Annotated in this window: 13 protein-coding genes and 2 pseudogenes; 10 read left to right on the forward strand and 5 right to left on the reverse strand. The window is 70.5% G+C overall.

Annotated elements, in window-relative coordinates; all coding sequences use genetic code 11:
* Positions 1–35: 35 nt before the first annotated feature.
* Genes otsB through BL254_RS02450 form a run of 3 tightly spaced genes read right to left on the reverse strand, consistent with a single transcriptional unit; the run spans position 36 to position 2012 of the window.
* A complete protein-coding gene (gene otsB / locus BL254_RS02440; protein ID WP_047222139.1) occupies positions 36–923 on the reverse strand; it encodes a trehalose-phosphatase in 888 nt (295 codons plus the stop codon).
* A gap of 13 nt (positions 924–936) precedes the next feature.
* Positions 937–1578 (reverse strand): LytR C-terminal domain-containing protein, encoded by a 642-nt coding sequence (locus tag BL254_RS02445; RefSeq protein ID WP_047222138.1) that lies wholly within the window; start codon positions 1576–1578, stop codon positions 937–939.
* Between the two features lie 8 nt (positions 1579–1586).
* Positions 1587–2012, reverse strand: coding sequence for a DUF3263 domain-containing protein (locus BL254_RS02450; RefSeq protein WP_083730777.1), 426 nt, complete (start codon positions 2010–2012; stop codon positions 1587–1589).
* A 284-nt stretch (positions 2013–2296) separates the two neighbouring features.
* On the opposite strand from BL254_RS02450, the gene BL254_RS29215 reads away from it, so the two are divergent.
* Together BL254_RS29215 and BL254_RS29220 are read left to right on the forward strand one after the other, a co-directional pair.
* The gene (locus BL254_RS29215; RefSeq protein ID WP_371389840.1) at positions 2297–2788 is read left to right on the forward strand and encodes an RNHCP domain-containing protein; all 492 of its coding nucleotides are present in this window, start codon (positions 2297–2299) and stop codon (positions 2786–2788) included.
* A 358-nt stretch (positions 2789–3146) separates the two neighbouring features.
* Positions 3147–3512 (forward strand): annotated as a pseudogene (locus BL254_RS29220) (glycosyltransferase 87 family protein); the annotation flags it as partial.
* Between the two features lie 985 nt (positions 3513–4497).
* On the opposite strand, the gene mptB reads toward BL254_RS29220, so the two are convergent.
* Entirely contained in the window at positions 4498–6378 is a 1881-nt protein-coding gene (gene mptB, locus BL254_RS26750) for a polyprenol phosphomannose-dependent alpha 1,6 mannosyltransferase MptB (protein ID WP_175648268.1), read from the reverse strand.
* Between the two features lie 446 nt (positions 6379–6824).
* Between mptB and BL254_RS02475 the strand changes: the two genes are divergently transcribed.
* From BL254_RS02475 to BL254_RS02510, 8 genes and pseudogenes are all read left to right on the forward strand, one after another.
* Positions 6825–8810, forward strand: a complete 1986-nt coding sequence (locus BL254_RS02475) for a hypothetical protein (protein ID WP_175648269.1) — start codon at positions 6825–6827, stop codon at positions 8808–8810.
* Positions 8811–9766: 956 nt separating this feature from the next.
* The gene (locus tag BL254_RS02480) at positions 9767–10468 is read left to right on the forward strand and encodes a hypothetical protein (RefSeq protein ID WP_047222136.1); all 702 of its coding nucleotides are present in this window, start codon (positions 9767–9769) and stop codon (positions 10466–10468) included.
* Complete coding sequence (locus BL254_RS02485; RefSeq protein ID WP_162233175.1) at positions 10465–12624, forward strand: DUF4407 domain-containing protein; 2160 nt, start codon at positions 10465–10467, stop codon at positions 12622–12624. Before BL254_RS02480 ends, BL254_RS02485 begins: the two co-directional genes overlap by 4 nt.
* A pseudogene (locus tag BL254_RS02490) lies at positions 12621–12833 on the forward strand (4Fe-4S cluster-binding domain-containing protein); the annotation flags it as partial. The gene BL254_RS02485 and the pseudogene BL254_RS02490, both read left to right, overlap by 4 nt.
* 104 nt (positions 12834–12937) lie before the next feature.
* A complete protein-coding gene (locus BL254_RS02495; RefSeq protein ID WP_047222135.1) occupies positions 12938–13474 on the forward strand; it encodes a hypothetical protein in 537 nt (178 codons plus the stop codon).
* Positions 13467–15512: a hypothetical protein gene (locus tag BL254_RS02500; RefSeq protein WP_139342146.1), complete on the forward strand. Its 2046-nt coding sequence runs from the start codon at positions 13467–13469 to the stop codon at positions 15510–15512. Before BL254_RS02495 ends, BL254_RS02500 begins: the two co-directional genes overlap by 8 nt.
* Before the next feature lie 65 nt (positions 15513–15577).
* On the forward strand, positions 15578–16573 hold the full coding sequence (locus tag BL254_RS02505; protein ID WP_047222131.1) for a hypothetical protein: 996 nt from the start codon (positions 15578–15580) through the stop codon (positions 16571–16573).
* Positions 16570–20124, forward strand: coding sequence for a hypothetical protein (locus BL254_RS02510; protein ID WP_076842404.1), 3555 nt, complete (start codon positions 16570–16572; stop codon positions 20122–20124). Before BL254_RS02505 ends, BL254_RS02510 begins: the two co-directional genes overlap by 4 nt.
* A 64-nt stretch (positions 20125–20188) precedes the next feature.
* Here BL254_RS02510 and BL254_RS02515 read toward each other — a convergent pair whose 3' ends face one another.
* Positions 20189–21958, reverse strand: coding sequence for a VWA domain-containing protein (locus BL254_RS02515; RefSeq protein ID WP_139342147.1), 1770 nt, complete (start codon positions 21956–21958; stop codon positions 20189–20191).
* Positions 21959–22055: the final 97 nt, after the last annotated feature.

The raw sequence follows: 22055 nt of genomic DNA on the forward strand, positions 1-22055 counted from the left end.
TTGCCGGAGTGGCCACGCTGGAGGCGGCCGGCGTCCTAGGCGAGACGGTCGGCGAGCAGACGCAGCAGCGCCACCACTCCCTCAGGGCCGGGGACGACGAGATCGGCCCGTTCACGCAGCGCCCGTGGGACCTCCGGGCCGTCGCTGCACACGGTCAGCCCGGGGATACCGGCGACCCGCAGTTCGTCGACCGCGTCGAAGGCCGGCAGGTCACCGAGGTCGTCGCCGGCGAACAGCACGGAGCGGACGCCCAGCTCGGCCGCGTGGTCGCGCAGCGCCCGGCCCTTGTCGTGCCCGGGCGGGCGTAGTTCCAGCACCCGTTTGCCAGGCGCGGCATCCAGCCCGTTGTCCCTGGCCAGGACGGTCAGCGCGGGCGTGAGCGAGGCCAGCGACGCATCCGGGTCGGCGGTGCGGCGGACGTGGACGACCAGGGCATGCCCCTTGTCCTCCACGACGGTCCCGGCGGGTGCGTCCTGCAGGAGCCTGGGCAGCGCTGCCCGGACCGCGGCCACTCCGGGCAGCGGCTCGGGGCTGGTGATTGTTCTGGTGGAGGCGTCCCAGCGTTGTAGCCCGTACTGGCCGAGGACGGACAGCGAGCGCAGCCCCGGCTCGTCGGCGAACCGGGTGAGTGAGAGCAGGGCCTCGACCGGGCGACCGGTGATGATGGTGACCGATCCGACCCGTTCGGCCAGCCGGGCCAGGGCGCGCAGCGCACCGGGCGCGGGAACGGCGTCGGAGGGGCGGTTGACGATGGGTGAGAGGGTGCCGTCGTAGTCGAGCGCGACCAGGGCATGCCGCGGGTCGGTGAGCAGCGCGGCGAGCCCGGAGCCGCCGGCCAGCGTCCGGGGCGCCTCGGCGAGCGGGCCGCTGCCGGGCGTACCGCTGGTACCAGGTGTGTTGCTGGTACCGGGTGTGGAAGTCATGGGTTCAGGTCCGTCACTCGGGCGGGTCGATCTGGAAATCCTTGGTGATGACAAGGATGAGCGGGTCGTCCGAGATGAAGTGCGTGCTTTTGGGAGCCGCGGCTCTGACATCCGGGATCAACTCCTGCAGGGTCTCGGCGGCGGCCTTCTGCTCCGGCTCGTAGAACACGGTCGGTATCGCGACGTTGTACGTCGCGTTGTAGTTGCCGACCCGGGTCACCGTGAAGCCGGCGGCTTCCAGCCGCGCCCGGGCAGCGTCGGCAAGCCCCTGCTCCCTGGAGTTGTTCAGGATCACGACGGGGGCGAAGACACGCTTCGGCGCGGTCGACGGCGGGACGGGAACAACCGCCTTCGGCGGCTGTGATGTTTCTACCGGTAACGGACGGGCGCTCGTCGCCGGCGCGGCGGGTGCCGCCGGCGCGGCCGTGGACACGCCACCGGCGGACCGCGCGGCCGCAACCGTGGCCTGGGCCGGGGAAGCGGTCGCGGCGGCTGTCGCGGTGTCCGGCGAGGGGTCGTTGGCCAGGTTGATGACCAGGATGCAGCCGAACACGGCGAGCACGGCGACGGCCCCGGCGGCGATCCCGTGCAACCGGTCCCCCCGGCGCAGCCGCGGCGGCCGGGGGGGAGCCACGGAAGAGATGGTCTCGGTCATGGCGGTACTCAGATCTCGGCGGGGTCGGGTCGGCCGGTGTGGCCCGAGCGCGCGCGCCGTCGCGTTGCCCGCAGCCTGCGCAGCCGTCTGACCAGCATCGGGTCGGCGGCGAGCGCGGCCGGGGAGTCGATCAGGGCGTTCAGGATCTGGTAGTAGCGGGTCGCGGAGATGCCGAACTCGGCGCGGATCGCGGTCTCCTTGGCGCCCGCGTACCGCCACCAGTGATGTTCGAACTCCAGCACCCGGCGCTGGCGTTCGTCGAGCGCCGCCGCCGGGCCGGCCGCGTCGGCATTATGCGCCAGTCGCGGCTGGTGGTCGGATGACGCCGTTTGGTGATCGAATTCCGGCGGGTCGGACGATGCGGGCGTCCGCACGGGATCGTGCGGCCCCTGGAAGGCCTGCGATTCGGGCGCCAGGACGTGAGCGGCGTTCACTTTGATGATCAACCTCCTCCGGCTGGGATCCGCGAATCACAGGAATGTGCTTCGCCGTCCACTATTTCAGAGGCTGGGTCCGACAACTTCGGCCGAGCCGGTCGACACGCGGGATCCTCCCTCGTCAGCCCCGCCTGCCTGGCACCGCATGAAGAAGATCACACCTTCGGACGGAGTCGATCACTGTCGCCGCCCGCGTGCCGCCCGTCCCATACTGTCACGCGGCCACTGCCGGGCATGCGGTTGCTGGCATGCGGTTACTGTCATGCGGTTACTGTCATGCGGTGACCCGTCGCTTCACCCGTACCGCCGAGGACTTCCGCTGCCTTGCCTGCGGGACGCCGGTGCGCGGCGACGGCTACACCAACCACTGCCCGCGCTGCCTGTGGTCCCGGCACGTGGACGTCAACCCCGGCGATCGGGCCGCCGACTGCGCGGGGCCGATGCGTCCGGTCGCGGTGGAGGTGCGCGCCGGGCGAACCATCCTGCTCCACCGCTGTGAGGCCTGCGGTCACCAACGGCGGAACAGGACGTCCCCAGCGGACGACCTTGAGGCGGTCCTGCGGCTGTCGGCGCAGGGCGGCGTCGACCATGCCGGTTCCGTCCCGGATCATGCCGCGCGCCGCGCTCCGCGGGGCGGACGTGAGCGGCCTGGCCGGCGCGGGCGGGCCCGGCCACGGCAGTTGTACGAGGGGTCCGGCTACGAGGGGGCCGGCCGTGGGAACCGCTCGGATCGGCGCCACCCGAACCGGGACAACCCCGGCCCAGCCGGGTAGGCGGGACCTGGCACTCTGGCGGCGGATACCGTCATGGAACGTGCGGACGGCTGACATCGGTACCGCCGGGCCGGCGCCACGACGGCCGGGCCGGCGCCTGTCCGTGTCGCGACGGAGCCCACCACGCCCCGGGTATCCCGGCCGGCCCGTGCCGCCGGCGCGTCTGTCCCGGTGGGCGAGYCAGGCCCGGCGGTGGACGCAGCCATGGTTCAGGCCCTGGTCGGCCCGCCGGATTCGGATCTTCTGGCTGGTCTCCCGGGTGCTCCTGGTCATCCTCGCCGTCGCGGGCAGGACGTTGGGCGCGCAGCACGGGGTGCTTGGCGACGTCCGGCTCTACGACCACTGGGGCCACGGCCTGGTGCACGGCGCGGGGCTCCCCGTCGACGACGACCGCTGGCAGTACCCGCCGGCCGCGGCGATCGCGCTTGCCGTCCCGTCCGTGCTGGAGACGGTCACCAGGCTGCCCTACGAGGTCGGCTTCTTCCTGATGATCCTCGCGGCGGACGCGGCGGTCACCGGCATGCTGGCCCGGCGCTCGGCGTCCGCGGCCCGCTTCTGGTTGCTGGGGATCTGCGCGCTCGGACCGGTCGCGCTGGCCCGTTTCGACCTGTTGCCGGCCGTCCTGGTGGTGGCCGCGCTGGTCGGTGCCACCGACCGGCGGTGGGGGCGGGTGGGGCTCGCGGTCGGCCTCGGCGTCCTGCTCAAGGTGTGGCCGGCGCTGCTCCTGCCCGCGCTCGGCCGCGTGGTGGGAGCACACGGCCCGGTCCCTGGCGCGGGCCCGGCACCGGCCCGCGACGCGCGTCCGGGCCCACTGGTGGTGCGTGCCACCGGTGCGGCGTCGTGGCCGGCCCTGGCCAGGCTGGCCGGCGGGCTGGTGGCGGCGGTGGCGCTGGTGGCCGTGGTGCTGTTCGCGACGGGCTGGTGGCGGGAGTCGTTCGGTTTCCTCGGCGCGCAGGAAGCTCGCGGCCTGCAGACCGAGGCCGTCCCGGCGACCCCGTTCGTCCTGGCGCACATGGTCGGCCTGGGCTCGGGCCCGGTTTACGACTGGGGATCGTTCCAGTTCGGCTCCCCGGCGGCACGCGCCGTGGCGACGGCCTGCTCGGTGGTGGAGATCGTGGCCGTGCTCGGTGCCACCGTGTGGTGGTGGACACCCCTACGGTCACGCGCGGCCGCGAATCCGGCGGATCGGATGCTGGCGCTGCTCCTGGTCGTCCTGGTGACGAGCCGGGTGCTCAGCCCCCAGTACCTGGTGTGGCTGCTGGCGGTCGCTGCCTGCCGTTCCCTGTGGCCGAACCCGGCGGCCACCGGCCCGGCCAGCGCCCCGGGCCTGGCCACCGGTACCAGTCCTGTTGTCGGCCCGGGAGCGGCTATCGGTGCCGGCTCGGTCGCGGGGACGGCGCCGACGGAGGGTCTGGACCTCGCGGCGGGCCACAGCGGGCTGGACCCGGCCACCGGCGCCGGACCGGTCGCCGGGATGGGCCCTGGCGCTCTGGATCAGGCCAGCGTGCCCTCCTTCGCCGGCCCGGACGCCGGGGTGGGCCAGGTCGCTGCTCGGGCGGCCCGCTCGGCCCCGTCACGTCGATGGATCACCGTCGGGCTGCCGGCGATCTGCCTGATCTCGCTGGTGGTCTACCCGATCCGGTATGACGACCTGCTCGCGGGGCAGGCCGTCGCGAGCCTGCTGCTGGTGGTGCGCAATCTCCTGCTGGTCATCGTCTGCTGCTTCGCCGTCGCGCGAGCAGCGCGGCCAGCGCTGCCGCGCCCAGGGCGACGGCCCCGACAGCAACGGTTACGATCATGGTTGCGGATGCGGCTGCCGGGGCCGCCCGGCCCAGCAGGGCCCAGGTCGGAGCCAGCGATGCCAGCGACGTCACGCACAGCACCACCGACGTGACGATCACCAGTCGGCGTGCCGCCGCGGATCCGCCGCTGGCTGCGATGACGGCGAGCGCCGGAACAGTGGGCGCCAGATACCACGGGTAGACGACCGGGCTACCCAGGGCGACCGCCATCCCCCCGACTCCGACGATGGCGACATCGTCCGGCACGCACCCTCGCGCCGACGCCGACGTGCCCGCTACCGCAACGGGCAGCGCCGGGCCGGATGCTGCCGGGCCGGATGCTGCCGGGCCGGATGGCGTCATGACGGATGGTGCCGGAGTGGACGACAGCGCCGGACGGGATGGCGCGGGCAGGCACGCGGGCAGGCATGGTCTGCGCCAGGCGCGCACGAGGAGCCAGGCGATGACGGCCGCGGCGACGGCCAGCGACACCGCCCGCCCGGCAGCGAGCGCCGTCTCGGCCTGATCGCCGGTATCCCACGGGCCCGGCAGGTTCAGCAGACCCAGCAGGCCCAGCGGTAGCCGGATCAGGTGGGCGAGCAGCGCGGCGGGTGCGATGCCGGTCTGTGACTGTCCGGAGGTGGCCAGCGCGCCGATCCAGGTCGGGCCGAAGCCGGCCGCGACCATGCTCACCGCCATCGTCACCGCCGCAACCGAAAGATCGAAGAGGACGCTTCCCGCGCCGGACGCGACCACTGACCGGCGTGCGGGGGATGCTTCGCCGTTCTCGTCGTGGTTTCCGCGGTCGCTTCGGCCGTGGCCGGCGGTGGCCCTCCCGGTGTGGCTGGCCGCGACCCGTGCACGCAGGTGGACGAGGACCAGCACGGCAAGGGCGAGGAAGGCGGTCACCTTGATCGTCCCAGCGAGACAGGCAAGCACGACCGCGGCGCAGCGCAACGCACCCGCCCGCGTCGACCACCGGGACCGTGGCCACCACCGGGACCATCGTGGGCGCCCATACCCCGCCTGCCCCCATCCCACCCGCTCCCGCTTCCCGCCCGGCCACCACCGCCCCACACCACCGCCCAAACGCCCGCGCAGCCCACCCTGGTCAAGAGAACGAGTACGGAAGTGGCTGCCATGACAGCCGCTTGTTCCCTCGTTCTCGCGATTCGACGGGATTGGGTCACCAATCCTCGGGTGGCGGTGGCGGTGGCGGTGGCGGTCGAGGAGCAGTGCGGTGACTGTCAGGGTGGCGGCCAGCGCGTCCAGATGGGCTCCGCCGGTCAGGTGGATGGCGGTGACGGGGTTCGCGGCCAGCAGCGCGAGTACCAGGGCGGTCCGTCGGGGGTTCCCACGGCCGGGCAGCAGCCGCGGGGTGAGCGCGACGAGCGCCACGACCGAGAGCACGGCGACGAGCCGCAGCACGATGACGGCACCGAGCGGCCCGGTACCGGCCAGCGCGTCGCCGACCGTGGCCGCCGCCTTCTCGACGAGAACGGCCGTGCTCCCATAGGGAGCGTGGGTGTCACGCCAGCGCGGGTCGACCGCGGTCACGAAGGGTTCCATCTGTGGACCCAGCGCGCGTAACGCCGAGACGCCGTGCGTCGCCGGATCGAGCCCGTGCCGGGCGAGTTCGCCCTGGCTCGCATAGGCGTAGACGTCCCGGCTGAACAGTGGCGGGCCGAGCGCGAACGGCAGATTCCACCCGATGGAGGTAACGACCACCCGGGCGGTGGTGGTACGGCGCGTGGCGGGGCGCGCTGTCCCACGGGTATGCTCGGAGTCACCTGGGAGCGTATCGGGCATAGACGGTCTATCGGATATATGCCATCTACCGTGCGAATCCACCGCGTCCTCGGTGGTGTGAGCGGCCGAATGAGTGATCGAACGGACGAGGGCGCACCAGCAGATGCACAGGGTGATCACGGCGACGGYGGCGATCGCCGCGAGCCAGCCCCGTGTAGCCGTCGACGGTGGCTGTGATGYGAGAATCCCCCACCAGGATGAGGGATTGAAGGTGTCCGGGTTGCGCGGTCCGAGCCAGGCCTCGGCGAGGACGGCGGTGACTGCCGCGACGGTGCCTACCACGGTCGGCCACCCGACAGGTGCGTGAAACAGGCCCGCCCGCGGAAAGAATCGCGGACGGGGACTTCGTCTCCACCCGTCGCTGCCGTTGTTGTGGCCGTGGTCTGGCGTGGGCCGCGTGCTTCCGGTTGGCTGGTTCGTGGCGGTCTGACACAGGGAGGTGTCGGGTGGGTCTGCTCGGCACCGTCCTACGTCGTGTAGGGCCGCGTCGGGCTGTCCTGGTCGAGACGGAAGCGCCTCGTACTGGTCTGGCTGAGGTTGGCCTGGCCGAAGCCATCCCGGCTGAGGCTGTCCCGGCTGAGGCGCGGGCATCCCACGATCTTCCGTGTGACGCGCGGGCACATCAGGGCCCGCTGGGTGGCGGGCAGCCGCGTCGCGCACGGTGGCGCGCGGCCATCCGGCGCGACGACGTGCCAGTCGGGCCCACAGCACCAGCAACGCTCTCCTCTCCGGCGGTCCGTCCGGGACCTCGCGCCGTCCTCCAGGGATCCAGCTTCCGGGGATCCAGCTTCCGGGGATCCGGCGATGATGCTCCGCAGCCTCGCGCGGTCTTCCCGAAGCCGCGCGCCGCGTTCCCGCGGGCTGTCCTCGTCGTTGCCGCCCTGCTGCGACGCCAGCCATGGCTGATCACCGCCGCCCTGTGCGGGTTGTCACTGGCGCTGGGACTCACCGGCCCGGACACCCCCGCACAGGAATATCGCGTGTGGCTGTTCAAGCACGGCGGCGCGGTGCTGTGGGACGACCAGTGGTACGGCGGGCACACCGTACCCGGCTACAGCGTGCTCTTCCCTCCGCTGGGGGCGCTGTTCGGGGTGCAGGCGCTCGGCTGTTTCGCGTGCGTCGCCTCCACCATGATCGTCACCCGGCTGTTGCGCGGTCGCGGCCGGACGCACGGCCACGACCTGGCGCTGGTCTGGTTCTCCGTCGCGACGGTGGCCAACCTCGTGGTCGGCCGGATGCCCTTCGCGCTGGGGATGGCCTTCGGCGGGTTGGCGCTGCTCGGCGTCCGGGAGCGGCGGACGAAGATGGCGTGGGCCGGCGCGATCGGGTCGTCGCTGGCCTCACCGCTCGCCGGCGGGTTCGTGCTGCTGATCGGGGTCGCCCTGCTCGGCACGCTCCCGCGGCGCCGGGTGCTGCCGCTGGCGGGGGCCATGAGCGGGATCGTCGTCGCGTTGCTGTTCCCCGAACACGGTGTGCAGCCGTTCCCGGCGATGACCTTCCTGTCCCTGCTGGCGCTGATCGGAGCCGGGCTGCTCGTCGTCCCACGGCACGAGGTGGCGATCAGACGCGGGCTGATGCTGTGGGCAGCCTCGGCCGCGGTCTTCTTCTTCGTCCCGACCCAGATCGGCGGGAACATCGCCCGCCCGGCGACCCTGCTCGCGGGCCCGCTCGCGGCGATGCTGCTGGCCAGACGTCCACGGGTGCTGCTGGTCGTCGCGATCCCGTTGCTGGGCTGGCAGATCGGCCCGGTGCACGGGGCGCTGGCCACCTACGGGGACGCCTCCGGCCAGGCCGGCTACTACACCGGTCTGCTCGACTATCTCGACCACGGCCCGGTGGCGGTGGGCCGGGTGGAGATCCCGTTCACCCGGGCGCACTGGGAGGCGTCGTTCGTGGCGCCGCACGTCCCGCTGGCCCGCGGTTGGGAGCGGCAGTTGGACATGGAGTACAACTCGCTGTTCTACGACGGCACCCTTTCGCCCGAGACCTACCACAAGTGGCTGCYTGAACGCGGCGTCCGTTTCGTGGCGCGGCCGGACGTGGAGCTGGACTCCTCCGCGGTGGAGGAGGCGAAGCTGCTCGATGTCGGCCTGCCCTATCTGGAGCTCGTCTGGTCGGACGCCCACTGGAAGGTCTGGCTGGTCACCGACTCGCCGGGTCTGGTGCGAGGGCCGGCGGCGCTGACCGAGCTCGGGGTCAGTTCGCTTGCGGTGAACTTTCATGCGCCCGGTGTGGCGACCGTCCTGGTGCACTTCACGCCCTACTGGCAGCTTGACGACGGCCACGAGGCGTGCGTGTTCGAGGCGGCGGACGGCTGGACGGGCATCCTCACCGAGCAGCCGGGGCCGGTCCGCCTGTCCGCCAAACTCACGGTCAGCGGCCTGACCAGGGCCAGTGCCCTGGACTGCCCCCCGGACCCCCGCGTCCACTGACCACCGCGACGAAGCGCACGGGACGAAGCACATGGAAGGCAGGCGGGTCCCGCGGCCGGAGCGCTGTCCGCTGACCGTCCGTCGGCCCGGACAGCTCGACTTCAGCTGCTGAAAGAAGCTGCTCGCCGCTGTGCATGAGAAACAGCTGTGCCGGGGAAGTACTTGTCGTTGACCGCTGCCGCTTCCTTACGGAAAAGTTTATCCGAGGGTTCGTCAGGCCGATAGTACCGCCTTGCGTCGTACTCGTCAGATCAAGATTTTGATCTTGAAAGACGGTCGTAAAGTTTTTGAAAATCCTGTGACTGTCATGGAATTTTTCGTGACTCGGATTCCGGTTGTATCCGGAAGGCTGAACCGGATGAAGATCCGATCAGGTTCAGAATTTTGTTTTCTTGTGGTACGGGCGCACCGGGCATCGGACGCTCCATTCTCGTCCGGTCGCTGCCTGGGCGGCGCCCCGGCCGAACTCTGGTGGCCAGAATCATAACCGGTGGCCGTGCCGGCGGAGGTGTGCTTGTATCGGGCGGAGCTCCCCTGCCTGTCCTCTCCAACAGCGCATGGCGTGGGTGCGGCGGACCCCCGGTGGAGCTGCCGACGGACGCCGATGGATGGCACTGGTCGGCAACCTGACAGGTTGATCGGCAATGGCTCCGGCCCATCCGCATCCCAGGGCGATGGTGCCTGCGAGCGGAGAACCTGAACAGGGATCCCAGGGATGTGACCGGTCGCTGAATCCGATGATCTGGTCCGACGGCCCGCGTCCACTGTGATGATAATGTACGCACAATGTTGAAACAAATCTTGTCGTGAGCCTGAAAGCCGGGTTAGGCTTACCAGGGCGTTCCCGTGGGGAGGGGCGTCATGCCAAGCTGGCTTGTCAGCGCTGTCTCGGCTTCTTGTCCCATCTCTCCGATGCTATCTTTAAAGATCTTGAAGGCGGGGTGGGTGTGAGCGGTATGCTCGCTGATCCGTACGAGCCGCGCTTCGAGTTTGTTGACGTACAGCCTCGTGCCGGTGTCGTCGGCCAGGAAGTCGTGGTCAGATGGTCCGCGCTCCACACGAACGAGGTGTTCGTCGAGGGCCGTGGCGTGTTCCCGCCCAAGGGATCTCTTCCGGTGACGCTTGAGGCCACCCGATCTCTGCGTCTGATGGCACGCGGGCCGGCCGGAGCCGTGGTGGAGGCGCAGACACCGGTAATACGTGTCTTCAACCAGCCGGACATCAGGTTCCTGAGGATTCCGACTCCACCGAGCGGCGTTGATACCGCCGCCAGCGCCACGTCACAGGCCGGTCTGTTCGGGCTCCGGGACGAGTTTGCCGCGATCCTGGCCCGTACTCCACACGGGCTGTCCGCCCCACCAGTCTTCTCGCCGGGTCTCCAGGAGCCCGGGAGCCGGACCATCGGCAACCGTGACCGGCCGGCCTTTGCCTGTTCTGGCCGTTTTCCGGCGGGGCGGGCGGCGACAACGACGCCGGCCACCGGCTGGGGCGGCACCGTTTCACTGCTCGACCAGGTCGGGCGTCCGCGGTTGCCGCCCGCTCTGGTGCGTCCGGTGGGATTCCGCGGGCCCGGTGGCACACGCGGTCCAGGTCATGATCGAGAGGGTGGGTGGCGACGGGTGGCCGCAAGGCTGTGGCGGCGGGAGCGCCTGTCGTGAGACGGCTGCTCATCTGGTTGTCCGGGGCGAACTTCCAGATCCTCCAGCGCTGCCCKACCGACCGGGCGAAGTACGTCGGTATCGGCAGCGCGGTGCTGACCACCGCCCTCATGGCGGCGACCTCCTGTGCGTTCGCCCTGCACATGGCACTGCAACTGCCAATTGCCAGTTGCCTGCTCATCGGCGGGGCCTGGGGCCTTGCCATCATGAGCCTGGACAGATGGCTGGTGGCCTCCGTACAACGTCGGGAGCACTGGTACCAGAATCTGGTAGTCGCGCTTCCGCGGCTGGTGCTGGCGGTGCTCATCGGTCTGGTCATCTCGACGCCGCTGGTGCTGCGCATCTTCGAGCCGGAGATACAGGCCGAGATGGTCACCATTCATCGTGAGCGCGCCGACGAGTTCGACCGTGCCATGCAGAACGACGAGCGCACGAAGCAGATAGGCGATCTCAGGACCCAACAGGCACAGCTGCAGGCCACCGTCGCCGCCGGCGGTGTCGTCACGGACGTGAACAGGGATCCCGAGGTGGCCCGCCTGCAGCCGCAGGTCGACGCCGCGAGAACCAGATACAACGACGCCGAGCAGGCCGTCGTCTGTGAGAAGGAAGGACGGCCGGGCTGCGGCAGCGGCCGTCCTGGCGCCGGCGTCGCCTACGACGAGAAAGTCGCGATCCGGGACAGGGCCGGGGCCGAACTCGCCAGGCTTCAGCGCCAGCTCGACGCGGCTGTCAGCGCGGCGCAGGCGAACCAGAACGCCTCTCGCGCGACCACGCTCGCCAACGCCCAGTCGGAGCTGGAGAGGGTCAACACCCAGCTCGACAGTCTTGAGAGATCCCGTGCCGCGGACATCGCCGCGTTCAACGCCGAGAACAGCGACGACACCGGGATGCTCATCCGCATCGAGGCCCTTGACCGGCTGACCTCCGAGCGGCCCTCCCTCGGCCGGGCCCATCTGCTGCTGCTCCTTTTCATCACCGCGATCGAGTGTCTTCCGGTCCTCGTCAAGTTCCTGATGTCGCTGGGGGCGCCGACGCTCTACGAACGAGCTGTCGAGATCGAGGAGCGCAATCAGCTGCAGATCGAGGAGGAACAGGGCCGTCGCCGGCGGGCAACGGAAATCCTCAACGGCGGGGACACCTACCTTGAAGCCCAGATCGGGCGTGAGGAAAGGGACGCGGCGATCGAACGGCTGACCCGGAGCACCATCCAGGCCCAGGCCGACATTGCCGAGAGGATTCTCGCCAGATGGCGGGAACGCGAGCTGCGGCGCATTGAGGCGGATCTCGACAGCTACCTTGTCACCGGTTCGCGGTCCGCTCCGAACACGAACACCCGGCCCCGCGGCATGGCCCCTGACTACCCGCACCTGAGCGACCTGCCGTCGCAGCCCACCCGAGTTCAGCCGCCGACGGAGCGGCACCCGTCGGACGGCCGGGCCGACCCGTCAGCCGGTGACGAGCCTTTTCCCGCGGACAGAGCGCCCAGGGTGCGGCCGCCGGCAGAGCCGGTGCGAGGAAGCGCCCACTCCCAGGCGCGCGATACGACGGTGTCGCCGTACGACGGGCAGCCGCGGCACGAGCCACAACCCGAACGGGACGACCGGCAGCCGGACAGCGTCGAGGACGAGCCGGTGTGGCCCGAGCCCTGGCCGGCGCCGCCGCGAAGGCCCACACCGCCGCGGGAGCCGGTACGGCGGCAGGAGGAGCCTCGGCTGCCAGCTCACACCATCTGGTGGGAGCCGGGCGGTGACTCGGGACGCACGCAGCATCCCCTGCCGGAGGACGTGACGCGGCCGACCGAGGCGACCCGCCTGCTGGCGGACGATGACGTCACGTGGCGGACGCCGGACAGCGCCCGCCCGGCCGGCCAGCCGGATGCCCGGCCATGGGATCCGGACGAGATGACGCGGGACGCCGCCGATCGGAGCACCGTCGGTAGGCGGTACGCCGGTCACAGTGACCGGACCAACCACGCCAACCATGCCAACCACGCTGGTCAGGCCGGCAACCAGCCACGCGATCCGGACGAGGAACCGACCTGGGTGCCCCGGACGGACGGGGGGTTCGGCCCACGGGCCGACACCGCTCGCTCGAACGGATGGCCGGCAGACCTCCCCGACGCCGAGGGCCCGGCTGGCCGGGAACGGTCGACATGAGCACCTGGCCGAGCGGGTCAGGCAGTCTTCTCAACGTTGCGGCGACCTGCCGGCTGACCCGTGCCCTCGGCCCTGGCCCGCGAGCGATGGTCTGGGTGCAGGGCTGCCCGTTCGACTGCGCGGGATGTGTGGCGCCGGACTGGCTCCCCGACCGTCCCGCCCGGCTGGTCATGCCGGCGGAACTGGCCACCGAACTGTGTTCGGTACCCGGGGCCGACGCGGACGCAGCCCGAGGCTGCCCGGCCGGCGCAGATCTCGGTAAACGGGCCAGGTAGCAGGTCAGGTAGCAGGCCAGGTTAGGAGAAGGAAGCCGGTGCCAACCGACCGTCCGGGCGCATCCGCCCGGCTGGACGCGTCCGGGCAGTCGTGGCCGCCGGGGGCCGTGGCGGTCGAGCGGCTCGCCGCCGCGGTGCGGCCCGGTGGCGACGCGGTGTTCGTGCTGTACGGCCTCGGGATGGACGATGTCCCCGTCGGCCGTGACTACCAGGAGCGCGACACCGAGGAAGCGCCGTGGGAGACGCCGCGCGCCGGGGGCTTCGAGCGAATCGCCTTCTGCTCGGCTCGTGACTCCCTGTACTTCCGCGACGTCGACCCAGCGGACCAGGCCCGCCATATCTGTCCTGGCCATATCCGTCCGATCCACGAGAATCCGGCGTCCACGAAGACGCCGGCCGTGCCCACAACGGCCGGGCCCACACCGGCTGGGCCCGCCACGGCTGGGCCCGCCACCGGGTCCGACCAACGCGGTGGGACGCGGTACTTCTCCGGGCCGCTCTTCCTCGGTGAGTGGGCGCGCGGCGGGATGGGACGACACCCGCGAGGCAGCGGCGCGCGGGCGACCGGTGCGTAAGGGGCCGGCCCGCGAGGAGGCGGCCCGTGAGGGACCGGCCCGGGCAGGGCCGGTGGCGGCGGGCTGCTGCCCGGTCTGCGCCCTGGTGTGCGGGGCGTCGCGGGAGTGCGGGCGATGCGGCTGGCTCCTGCGCGGTGACCACGTTCGGGGCGAGATCACTGACGATCTTGAATGGGAGTTCGGCGCACGGCTGGCGACGGCGCGCCGCCGGTTCGACCTGCCTGCCGTGGTCCGGGTCGCCGACGCGCTCGGCAGCGGCGATCCCGGGCTTGCCGACCGGCTGGTGGACCTGGTCCGCGGCGGCCCCCCGGTGCCTGGTGAGCTCGACGCCGCCCGGCGCGCGGTACGGACGGCGTCGCCATGGCCGGCGGCCGCACCGACGGCCATGGCGACGGACACCGTGGCCGTCGGCCGGCTGCTGAGCCGGATCGTCGCCGGTGAGGTGCGGCGGGCCGCCGTCGTCGAACTGACACCGGACGCCGTCGCGGTCACCGGTGTCGGTGCGGACGATCTGGGCGTCCCCCACCGGCTCGGGGCGCAGCGTACATGGAACTGGTCGGATCTGCTCCCGGAGCTGCCGTCGCAGCCGGACAGCCAGTGGCTGCGGCTGGCCGGCGGGATCGGGGCCCACGGCGGCGGGCGGGTGGCCCGGATCCCGACCGTGGGGTACGACGGCTGGCCCGCGGCCTTCCAGCCGCTGCGTGACGTGCTGGGCACGGTTGGCGCGTCCAGCGTGGTGGTGCTGGTCCGGCAGGTCGCCGGTTGGCCAATGGTGGACGACGCGCTCCAGGCGCTCACCGGCCACCTCGTCCGCACTGGTCTGGCCGACGGCCACGAGGCTGCCGCCGTCGGGACCGAGGCTCTGGACGAACTGCTGCGACGGGCGCCGTTGCGGCACGGGTACGCCCTTGCTCTCGCCGAGGTCGACCGTGCCACCCGGCGGGTGCGTCTGGTGGCGTATCCGCTGTTCGAGGCCGACACCGTGGTGCCGGCCACCCCCGGGACGGCGCTGGAATCCGAGGTCACGGTCGTGGCGCCGCCGACCCGTGCGGACGACCTGGCGCTGGTGGTCGTCGCCCCGGTGGCGGACGATCCGCGGCAGTGGCATCCGGTGGCCCTGGCGGGGTGCGCGCCACCGCCCGGTGCGCCCGTGCGCGTCCGGGTCGCGCTCGACGGGCCCGGCCGGGTGYGTTTCCTGCATCCGGCGGACCTGCGTGGTGGCGGCAGGAGCTGGTCGGGCGTGTTGGACGCCGTCCCCGCCGAGTTCGGCGCCGATCCGGTGGACGTGGTCTTCGCCCTCGAGCTCGGCGGTGCGCCGGAGGCGGTCGCGGCCCGCTTCCAGGTGGTCACGGATCTGCTCACGCTGCTCGGGAACGAGCATCCGGATCCGACGGCCGTGATGGTCGGCCTGATCGGCTACGACGACCACGATCTGCTCGACTGGCACCGGTCACAGCGGCCGGTGGTGCRGCCGGCGGCGCCGATGGCGGCGGCGGGTGCGCTGACGGCACTGTACGGCTGGCCGCCGAGCGAGCCACGTTACGATTTCGCGGCTCCTGTCGAGGATGCGCTGCACGTCCTGAACGAACCGGCGGGGACGCGGTGGTGGCGCGGGGGTGCCACGCACTGTCTTGTCACGGTCGGTGCCCGGCCACCGCATCCCGTACGGCAGGAGGACGACCTCATCCTGCCCTGCCCGGCCCGTCACGACTGGAGGACGGAGATGGATCAACTGGTCGTACGGGATGGTGTGCGGCGGGTGGCCATCCGGGGCACACCTGAGATCATCCCGGCCCGCGCCGGCGGTTCCGCGCGGCAGCGGGCCGACACGGCCTGGCGTGAGCTGGGTGCGGACGCGCTGTTCGCCATGGATGAGGTGTCCGCGTCCGGGCTGGCTTCGGCGCTCGGGCTGCTCACCGGCTACGGCGAGCGCGTGCTGCCGGTGCCGCTGGCAGGCCCGGCTCCCGGTGGTGCCCAGACGCCCGGTGGCACGCGCTCTTCCGGTGACAGCCGGGCTTCCGGCGGTGGCACGTGGTGAGCCGGTGGGTGGATCGGCCGACGCCCGCCGGTTGGCCGGCGCCTGTACAGCGGCCGCGCCATGACATGCGCATCGGCCTGTGGGGTGCGACCAGCAGCGGGAAGACGACGTACCTGGGCGCGTTGAAGCTCGCCGCCGAGCAGGCGCGCGGCCGGACCCGTTGGAAGGTTACGAGCAAGGACCCGATCGCGTTGTCCAGGTTGTCGGAGCTCGCGCACGTGCTCGCCGTCAAACGCATGTTTCCGGAGGGCACCCAGCACGGCACCAACACCCGGCTGAGCTGGTCGTTCCTGGGGCAGAAACAGGTGGGTCCGGCGGGTCGCGGCAGCCAGGTCGAGTTCGCCCTCGACTTCCTGGATGTTTCCGGCAAGCTGTTCGAGGACCAGTGGACGGGTGGCGACGAGAGCGAGGACGACGAGGACGAGCTCGATTTCGACGAGGTGCGCGGCGAGTCGGACCACGCCACCGGCAACGAGGCCGCCAAGGAGCAGCTCGTGGAGCACCTGGTCTCCTGCGACGGGATCATTTATCTGTTCGACCCGGTCCGGGAGGAGGAGAACGGTAACAGCTTCCAGTATTTCAACCAGGTGCTCGACGAGGTGGTGAGCAGGACGTTCGACAACGGGCGGCTGATCGGGAACCGGTTACCCCACCAGCTCGCGGTCTGCGTCACGAAGTTCGACGATCCCCGGGTGCTCGGCCGGGCGATGTCGCGGCGTGAGCTCGAAGCGCTGGCGGAGACGCCCGGCCAGCCGAAGATCAGGGCAGGAGTCGCGTTCCGGTATTTCAACATGTTGTGCCACGAACGGCCCGATAACTCCGCCCAGAACATCCGTGACAGTATCGTGTCGAATTTTCACAGGGACCACGTCAGTTTCCACGCGACCTCCTCGATCGGTTTCTACATCGGGGCGAACAACCGTTTCGATCCCGCCGACTACGCCAACATCGTCAGCGAGCGCGGTCAGTTCCGTATCCGGACGCGACCACAGCCGATGAATGTTCTTGAGCCGTTGGTGAGGCTGGTGGGGCGGATTCGCAGGGCGGGCACGTCCCGATGAACGCGGTCGATCTCGACTGGGCGCTGATCAGCAAGGTTCCCGGGCAGCGGGACGACTACGGTCTGCTGCGATCCAGCGCCACCGGCCGCCTCCGCCCGGGGACCATGGCAAGGATGGTCAGCCACTTCTCGCCCGGATCACCCAGCTCACCTGGTGGGGAACACCGGGAGCGAGCGGACGCGCTGCCATGGGTCACGTTCACCTTTGCCACGGTCGCCAGCTCCCGGTACGTGGGGGTCGCGATCCGCGAGTGGCCGTGGGAGTCGACGGCGCCGGTGGACGCGACCGGCCGCCCGATCGTCCCGACGCGTTTCTTCTGCCTGCCGCTGGAGGACTTCGAGCGGTATTTCAGCAGCTGTCTGGCCCTGTATCAGGCCGTTGCGAAGCTGGCTGTCCCCGAGCACAACGATGATCCGCTGTCCGTGTTGGTTCAGTCGCACGACGACGAGGCATCGAGAACCCGGCAACGTCTTCTGGGTGACTCGAGAATGTTCACCGCCGCGGCGGCGGTGGCCGCGGCGGTGCTCGACGGGCCGGTCGCGCTCACCCCTGGCTACCAGTCGCCAAGGTATCCGCTTGCGGACCGSATAGCCTTCATCGACGCGGTGGCCGCGCTGCTGCCCGCGGGCGTGCGAGCCACGCTGTCCGCGGGCACCTGGGTGGACAACCGGACCAGCCACAAGATCCGGCTCGCGTTCACCCACCGCCTGCGGGACGGCCTCGGAGAAATCGACCCGGACGACCCACCAGAAGCCGATACCGTCACCGACGGGCATGGTGACGGCCCTGGCCGCGGTGGTGACCCCACCCGGGACAGCGGCCACAGCCATATTTATGCCGAGAACCTGAAGAAGCTGTGTCACCACTGGGGATCTGACGCCGTCCTGCGGTGGCTCGCCGCCGACCACAGGCCATACAGTTTCAAACAGCCGGGCGAAATCGTCGACGCGCTCGTCACGGCGGAGCGGAACATACTGGTCGACCGCGCCCGGGAGAAAAATCCGGCGTCTTCGCCGGCCACGGGTTCGGAGACATCGCGGGCCGGCCTGGTGGTGTCGTCGGAAGAAGAATCCGCCCCGTTGCGGTATCTCATCGACGGTATACGCGGGCACCTGCGTTCGGTGCGGCCCGCCGGCTATCTGGCGGCCGAGCTGCTGAGCGCTTTTCTGTGGGAGATCGGCGAATCCGGTGATGCCGGGTCGATCGCCGATGACGTGAAACTGGTCGAGCGGCACTGGGTCGCGGAGGCGCTGCCGGCGCTACGTGCGCTGTGCCGCCGGCTGGCCGCGGTGGACGCCGACAGCCGGCTGCTCACGGCCCTGATGGCCATGGCGGGGCGTCTCGACTGTGTCCCGGAGATTCTCGTCGACTTCCTGAACATGCGGGGTGGTGTCGAGGAGGCTGATTCGAGGATACGCCGGGTTGTGATCGACTTTGTGATCGAACAACGGGGCGACACAGCCGGCTGGCAGGAGGTTCGGAACCTGCTGGCGGCCGATCACACGTACACGATCCACACGCTGTACAGGCAGGTGGAGTCCGACGAGTCGGCCGAGGGCCAGGGCGGGCGTGATCTGCTGCGTCTGGTGGGCTGGCTGGAGGCCGCCGACCAGCCGGTATCCAGGGACGTTCTGAATGTCTTCCGCGCGTTGGAGGTCGCCTCCTCGTTCCCACAGGCGGTGAGCGCCGCCGACGTCGGCCGTCTCAGCGGGCCTGACGGGGCTGACGACCTGGGGGTGTGGGCGCTGCTGGCACGGGCTGCCCGGACCGGGCGGCTTGACGAGGTGCGGCCGGTGTTCGAGAGCTGGTTCGAGGCCGCGAGCCCGCACTTCGACCAGCCGCGGCGGGAGGCGTGGGCCGATTTCCTCGACCAGCTGAAAATCAGCGGTGGCCTGCGCAGGCGGCTGTTGAAAGCGGCCTCGGGCGAGTCCAGGAGCTGGTGGTTTCTACGTCGTGGTGGTGGCCGCGCTGTGGTCGACGGTCCTCCTGCGGACGTCCCGGTCAACATCGCGGCGAGCTGGATGAACTGCGATTTTCCCGGTAAGCATGATGATCTTGCTGTGGCGCAGCTGGTAGCCCGCTACTCTCCCGGCGCACCGACGGAGGTCTCTTTCTTCGGCGACGGTGTGAAAAACGTGGCCGTACTCTTCCACGGTCCTGTCACGCCAGCTGGGCGGGAGAATTCCTTGTGGTGCTGTTATGYCGCATACGCAGAGTTCTCCGGAATTCGTCCGAGGATGGAAAAGTTCTACTACGCGGCCGAGGAGCGGGTACACACGTCGAATGCTCCGCGAGCCGGGCTGCGCATGCCGTCACCGATGGCGGCGGTCGACGATGTCGCCGCCGCCATCGACGCGTTCGGCTTCGGCGCGGTAGCGGCCACCGCGGCACTCGTACTCGACGGGCCGGTGACCATTGCCATGCCGAAGCCGCCCGTGCCGCGGCGGTTGCGGCTGGCCTTTCTGGATGCCGTCCTGGCACTCCTGCCGGCGGGAGCGTATGCGTCACTGACGGCCTGCACATGGATGTCGGGTAACGGGGTCAGGCGTTTTCGCATTGCTTTCAGTGACAATACGAAAATATCAGAACGACATGTGGTGTTCTGGCAGGGACTACCAGCGGTCCCGTCGTTTCGATCTGGTTTTGCCCGGACATACTATCGTCGCCTCCTGTTGCTGCGGACGCTGTTCCACAAGACTACTCACGATATTGTCCGGATACTTGCCGCGGACAGTGAGTCGCYGAATCTGGAAATACCGGATCACGGCCTCTCGGCTGTTCTGATCTCCGAGGGCGCGCTGTTCGGGTCGGGGCGGGAGAGCAGGGAGATCCCGGAGAAGTGGCAGAAACGGGTGCTGGATGTCCTTGCCGGGCGTTCCGGCTCCGGTAGGGACGAGGACGATGTCCGGGCGCTTGAGATACTGCTTGCCGACGGCGCCCTGCCCGCCGTGGAGACCGCCCACCGTTACGCGCTGCGTCTGCGCGACCAGGACCGCCTGGACCGGGTGCTCGGCGAGCTGCTGGCCCGCTCGCCGAAGAAGGCCGACGACCGCTCCCRCCAGGCCCAGGCCGGGGCCGTTGCGCTGGCCCGTGAGTTCTGCGCCGACAGATTGTGGGCGTACGGCGAACCCCGGTGGCCCGCGGTCGACCGCGGGCTGGCCTGCAGCGGCCATGCTGCCCTGCAGGTCGTCATCCAGGAAATGCGCGCCGGTTCGGTCGACGGACTGCGGGACTGGCTTGAACGGATGCACAGCGCCGGAGATTCGGCACCGTTGGTACTTGTCCCGTTCTGGGCGCTCCTGGCCCAGGATCGACTCCCCAACAAAATACCGAGTCCAGCGGAGTTTCCCGAGGACGGAATGCGGGCGCTCCTGCAGCTCGCCCACCGCTTGGACCTGCGCGGTGGCGCGTGGCGGCTACCGGCCCTCATCGAACGTCTCCCGGCCGGCTGGGGCCAGGTCGCCGAACCGTTCCGGCGGTTTTTCGCGCCGGACGTCCCCAACAGGCTGCCCGCCAGCGCCGAGGCGAACGACATCCCGGTGGCCGAATGACCGGAACCACACCAGCTGTTTCCCCGGAGACAACAAATGATCTTACGGGCCTGCTCGACGCGCCTTACCACTGGGTGGGGGGCGTCCTGGAGCTGCCGCCCGTGCGGTCGCGGGGGCCTCGACGGCCGCGGAGGAATCTGGGGAACCTGGCGAACGGTCCGGCCTCCCGCTGCCGGCCCTCCGCGTGGGTACTCCCCGCGTGGGTGCCCTCCGGGTAGGTGAAGGTGACGTTCCCGACGATCCGGGACTGGCCCGGGGAGAACCGGACCCGGGGCAGCCTGCCGCTGACCTGCCGTGGCCGGTAACGCACCAGGATGTCGGTCCGAGGGGGTTCGGCGTCCGTCCGCGCGCGCCGGCCACGCACCGATCCGGTGCCGGGAGCGTCGATCCGGTGCCGCGTGCTGATCTGTGCCTTCCGCCCGGACAGCTCCACCTGGACGACCTGGCCGTTCGGCCATTCCACCAACAGAACGCCGGCCAGCCTCGGGCACCACCACAGTCGTCCGAGGATGGCCGTGAGGATGACCGCAGCCACCAGCAGGAGGAGCCGGAGCACCCCCCACAGGTTCCAGCCGTCCGGGTTCGAGCCGTGCAGCACGGTGCTCTCGTMGGCGAAACGCACCCGAAGCGGTAGCTTGAAGTCCTGGTCGGCCACGTCCCGCCACGGCGAGTCGATGGTCGCGCCCAGCCGAAGCTCACCTGTGACGACCTGTGACCTGCGCAGCCAGCCGGCGGAGTGCTGCTGCCAGGTCAGTATGACCGGAATGGTGACGCTCTGCCCCGGTGGCAGGATTATCCGATCTGGGACGCCATCCGCTCGCACGTCCGGACGCGAAGGCGTGATCGAGACATCGGTGAGCTCCACTGGGAGCCACTTCGCCCGCGACGTCAGCTTCACCTGCGTGACCAGATGGGACGCGCCCGGGTTCACATCGGCCAGCCGCGGTTCCCAGGAGACCGTGACCTGCTCCTGCGTGTCGGGCGTGAGCAGGCCGGCGGCGGTGAGCCTGCGGGAGCCCTCCTTGGCACGGTCCAGATAGGCGCGCAGCTGGTCCGGGGGCAGCGCGAGCACCTTGGTGGCGGGCAGCGCCCACTTGAGCAGGCTGGCGCCGGCCATCGCCTGATCATTGTTACGCAGAGCGATGCCGTGGCCATGGACCCTTGCAAGGTCAAGCCGTTGCCGTGTGTGGTCCCGGAGCGCCTGCCACGGCTGGTCGTTACTTTCCGGGTCCGGGAAATCGCTGCTGCGCGGCGGGTTGTGGGCGCCGTCGGTCAGCAGGAAGACCGCGGAGACGGGGGACGCGTCGCGCCGGTCGAGTTCGTTGACCGCATCCCTGATGGCGGCGCCGATGTCGGTGGCTCCCCCGTTGGGGACGAGGGGCAGCTGGTCGATGGCACTRCCCGCGTCGGCCGCGGAACCGGAGTAGAGCAGGGCCGGAACGGCGTCGAAACCGATCAGGATGAAACGGTCGGCGGGCGTGAGGCCGGCGACATAACCTCGCAGGAAGTCACGCACCTGGTCGAAGAGCGCGCCATCCTGCATCGACGCCGACGTGTCGACGAGCACGACATAGTCGGCCGCCACGTCGTTGAGGCGCAGCGCGGTCATGACGGCGTTCAGATCCACCTGCGGGATGCCCAGCTCTGCCTGCGGGGCGCCCGGTGCCGGTGCCTGCGGGGGCGTGGCCGGCGCCGCCGCGACCACGGCCGCTGCCGCCCTCCCATCACCGGCACCGACGGCAAGAGCAACGGTGAGCATCACGGCGACGGCAAGCGCGGCGGCAGCGGTGGGCCGGCGCGTGGGCGCGGTCGACGGCGCCGTGGCATGCAGCATGATCACATCGGATTCGCCCGGGCCCCACGGCGGCAGGTGGTGACGACTCGTGTCGGCGTGTCCGGTCCGCTGTTTCCGCTCCGCCGTTTCCTGATCG

Source organism: Protofrankia sp. BMG5.30 (genome assembly GCF_001983005.1).
Taxonomy (GTDB): domain Bacteria; phylum Actinomycetota; class Actinomycetes; order Frankiales; family Frankiaceae; genus Protofrankia; species Protofrankia coriariae.

Coding starts and splice junctions, on each gene's coding strand:
- otsB (WP_047222139.1), bottom strand. CDS start 923: ATGACTTCCACACCCGGTACCAGCAACACACCTGGTACCAGCGGTACG.
- BL254_RS02445 (WP_047222138.1), bottom strand. CDS start 1,578: ATGACCGAGACCATCTCTTCCGTGGCTCCCCCCCGGCCGCCGCGGCTG.
- mptB (WP_175648268.1), bottom strand. CDS start 6,378: ATGCCCGATACGCTCCCAGGTGACTCCGAGCATACCCGTGGGACAGCG.
- BL254_RS02480 (WP_047222136.1), top strand. CDS start 9,767: ATGCTCGCTGATCCGTACGAGCCGCGCTTCGAGTTTGTTGACGTACAG.
- BL254_RS02505 (WP_047222131.1), top strand. CDS start 15,578: ATGCGCATCGGCCTGTGGGGTGCGACCAGCAGCGGGAAGACGACGTAC.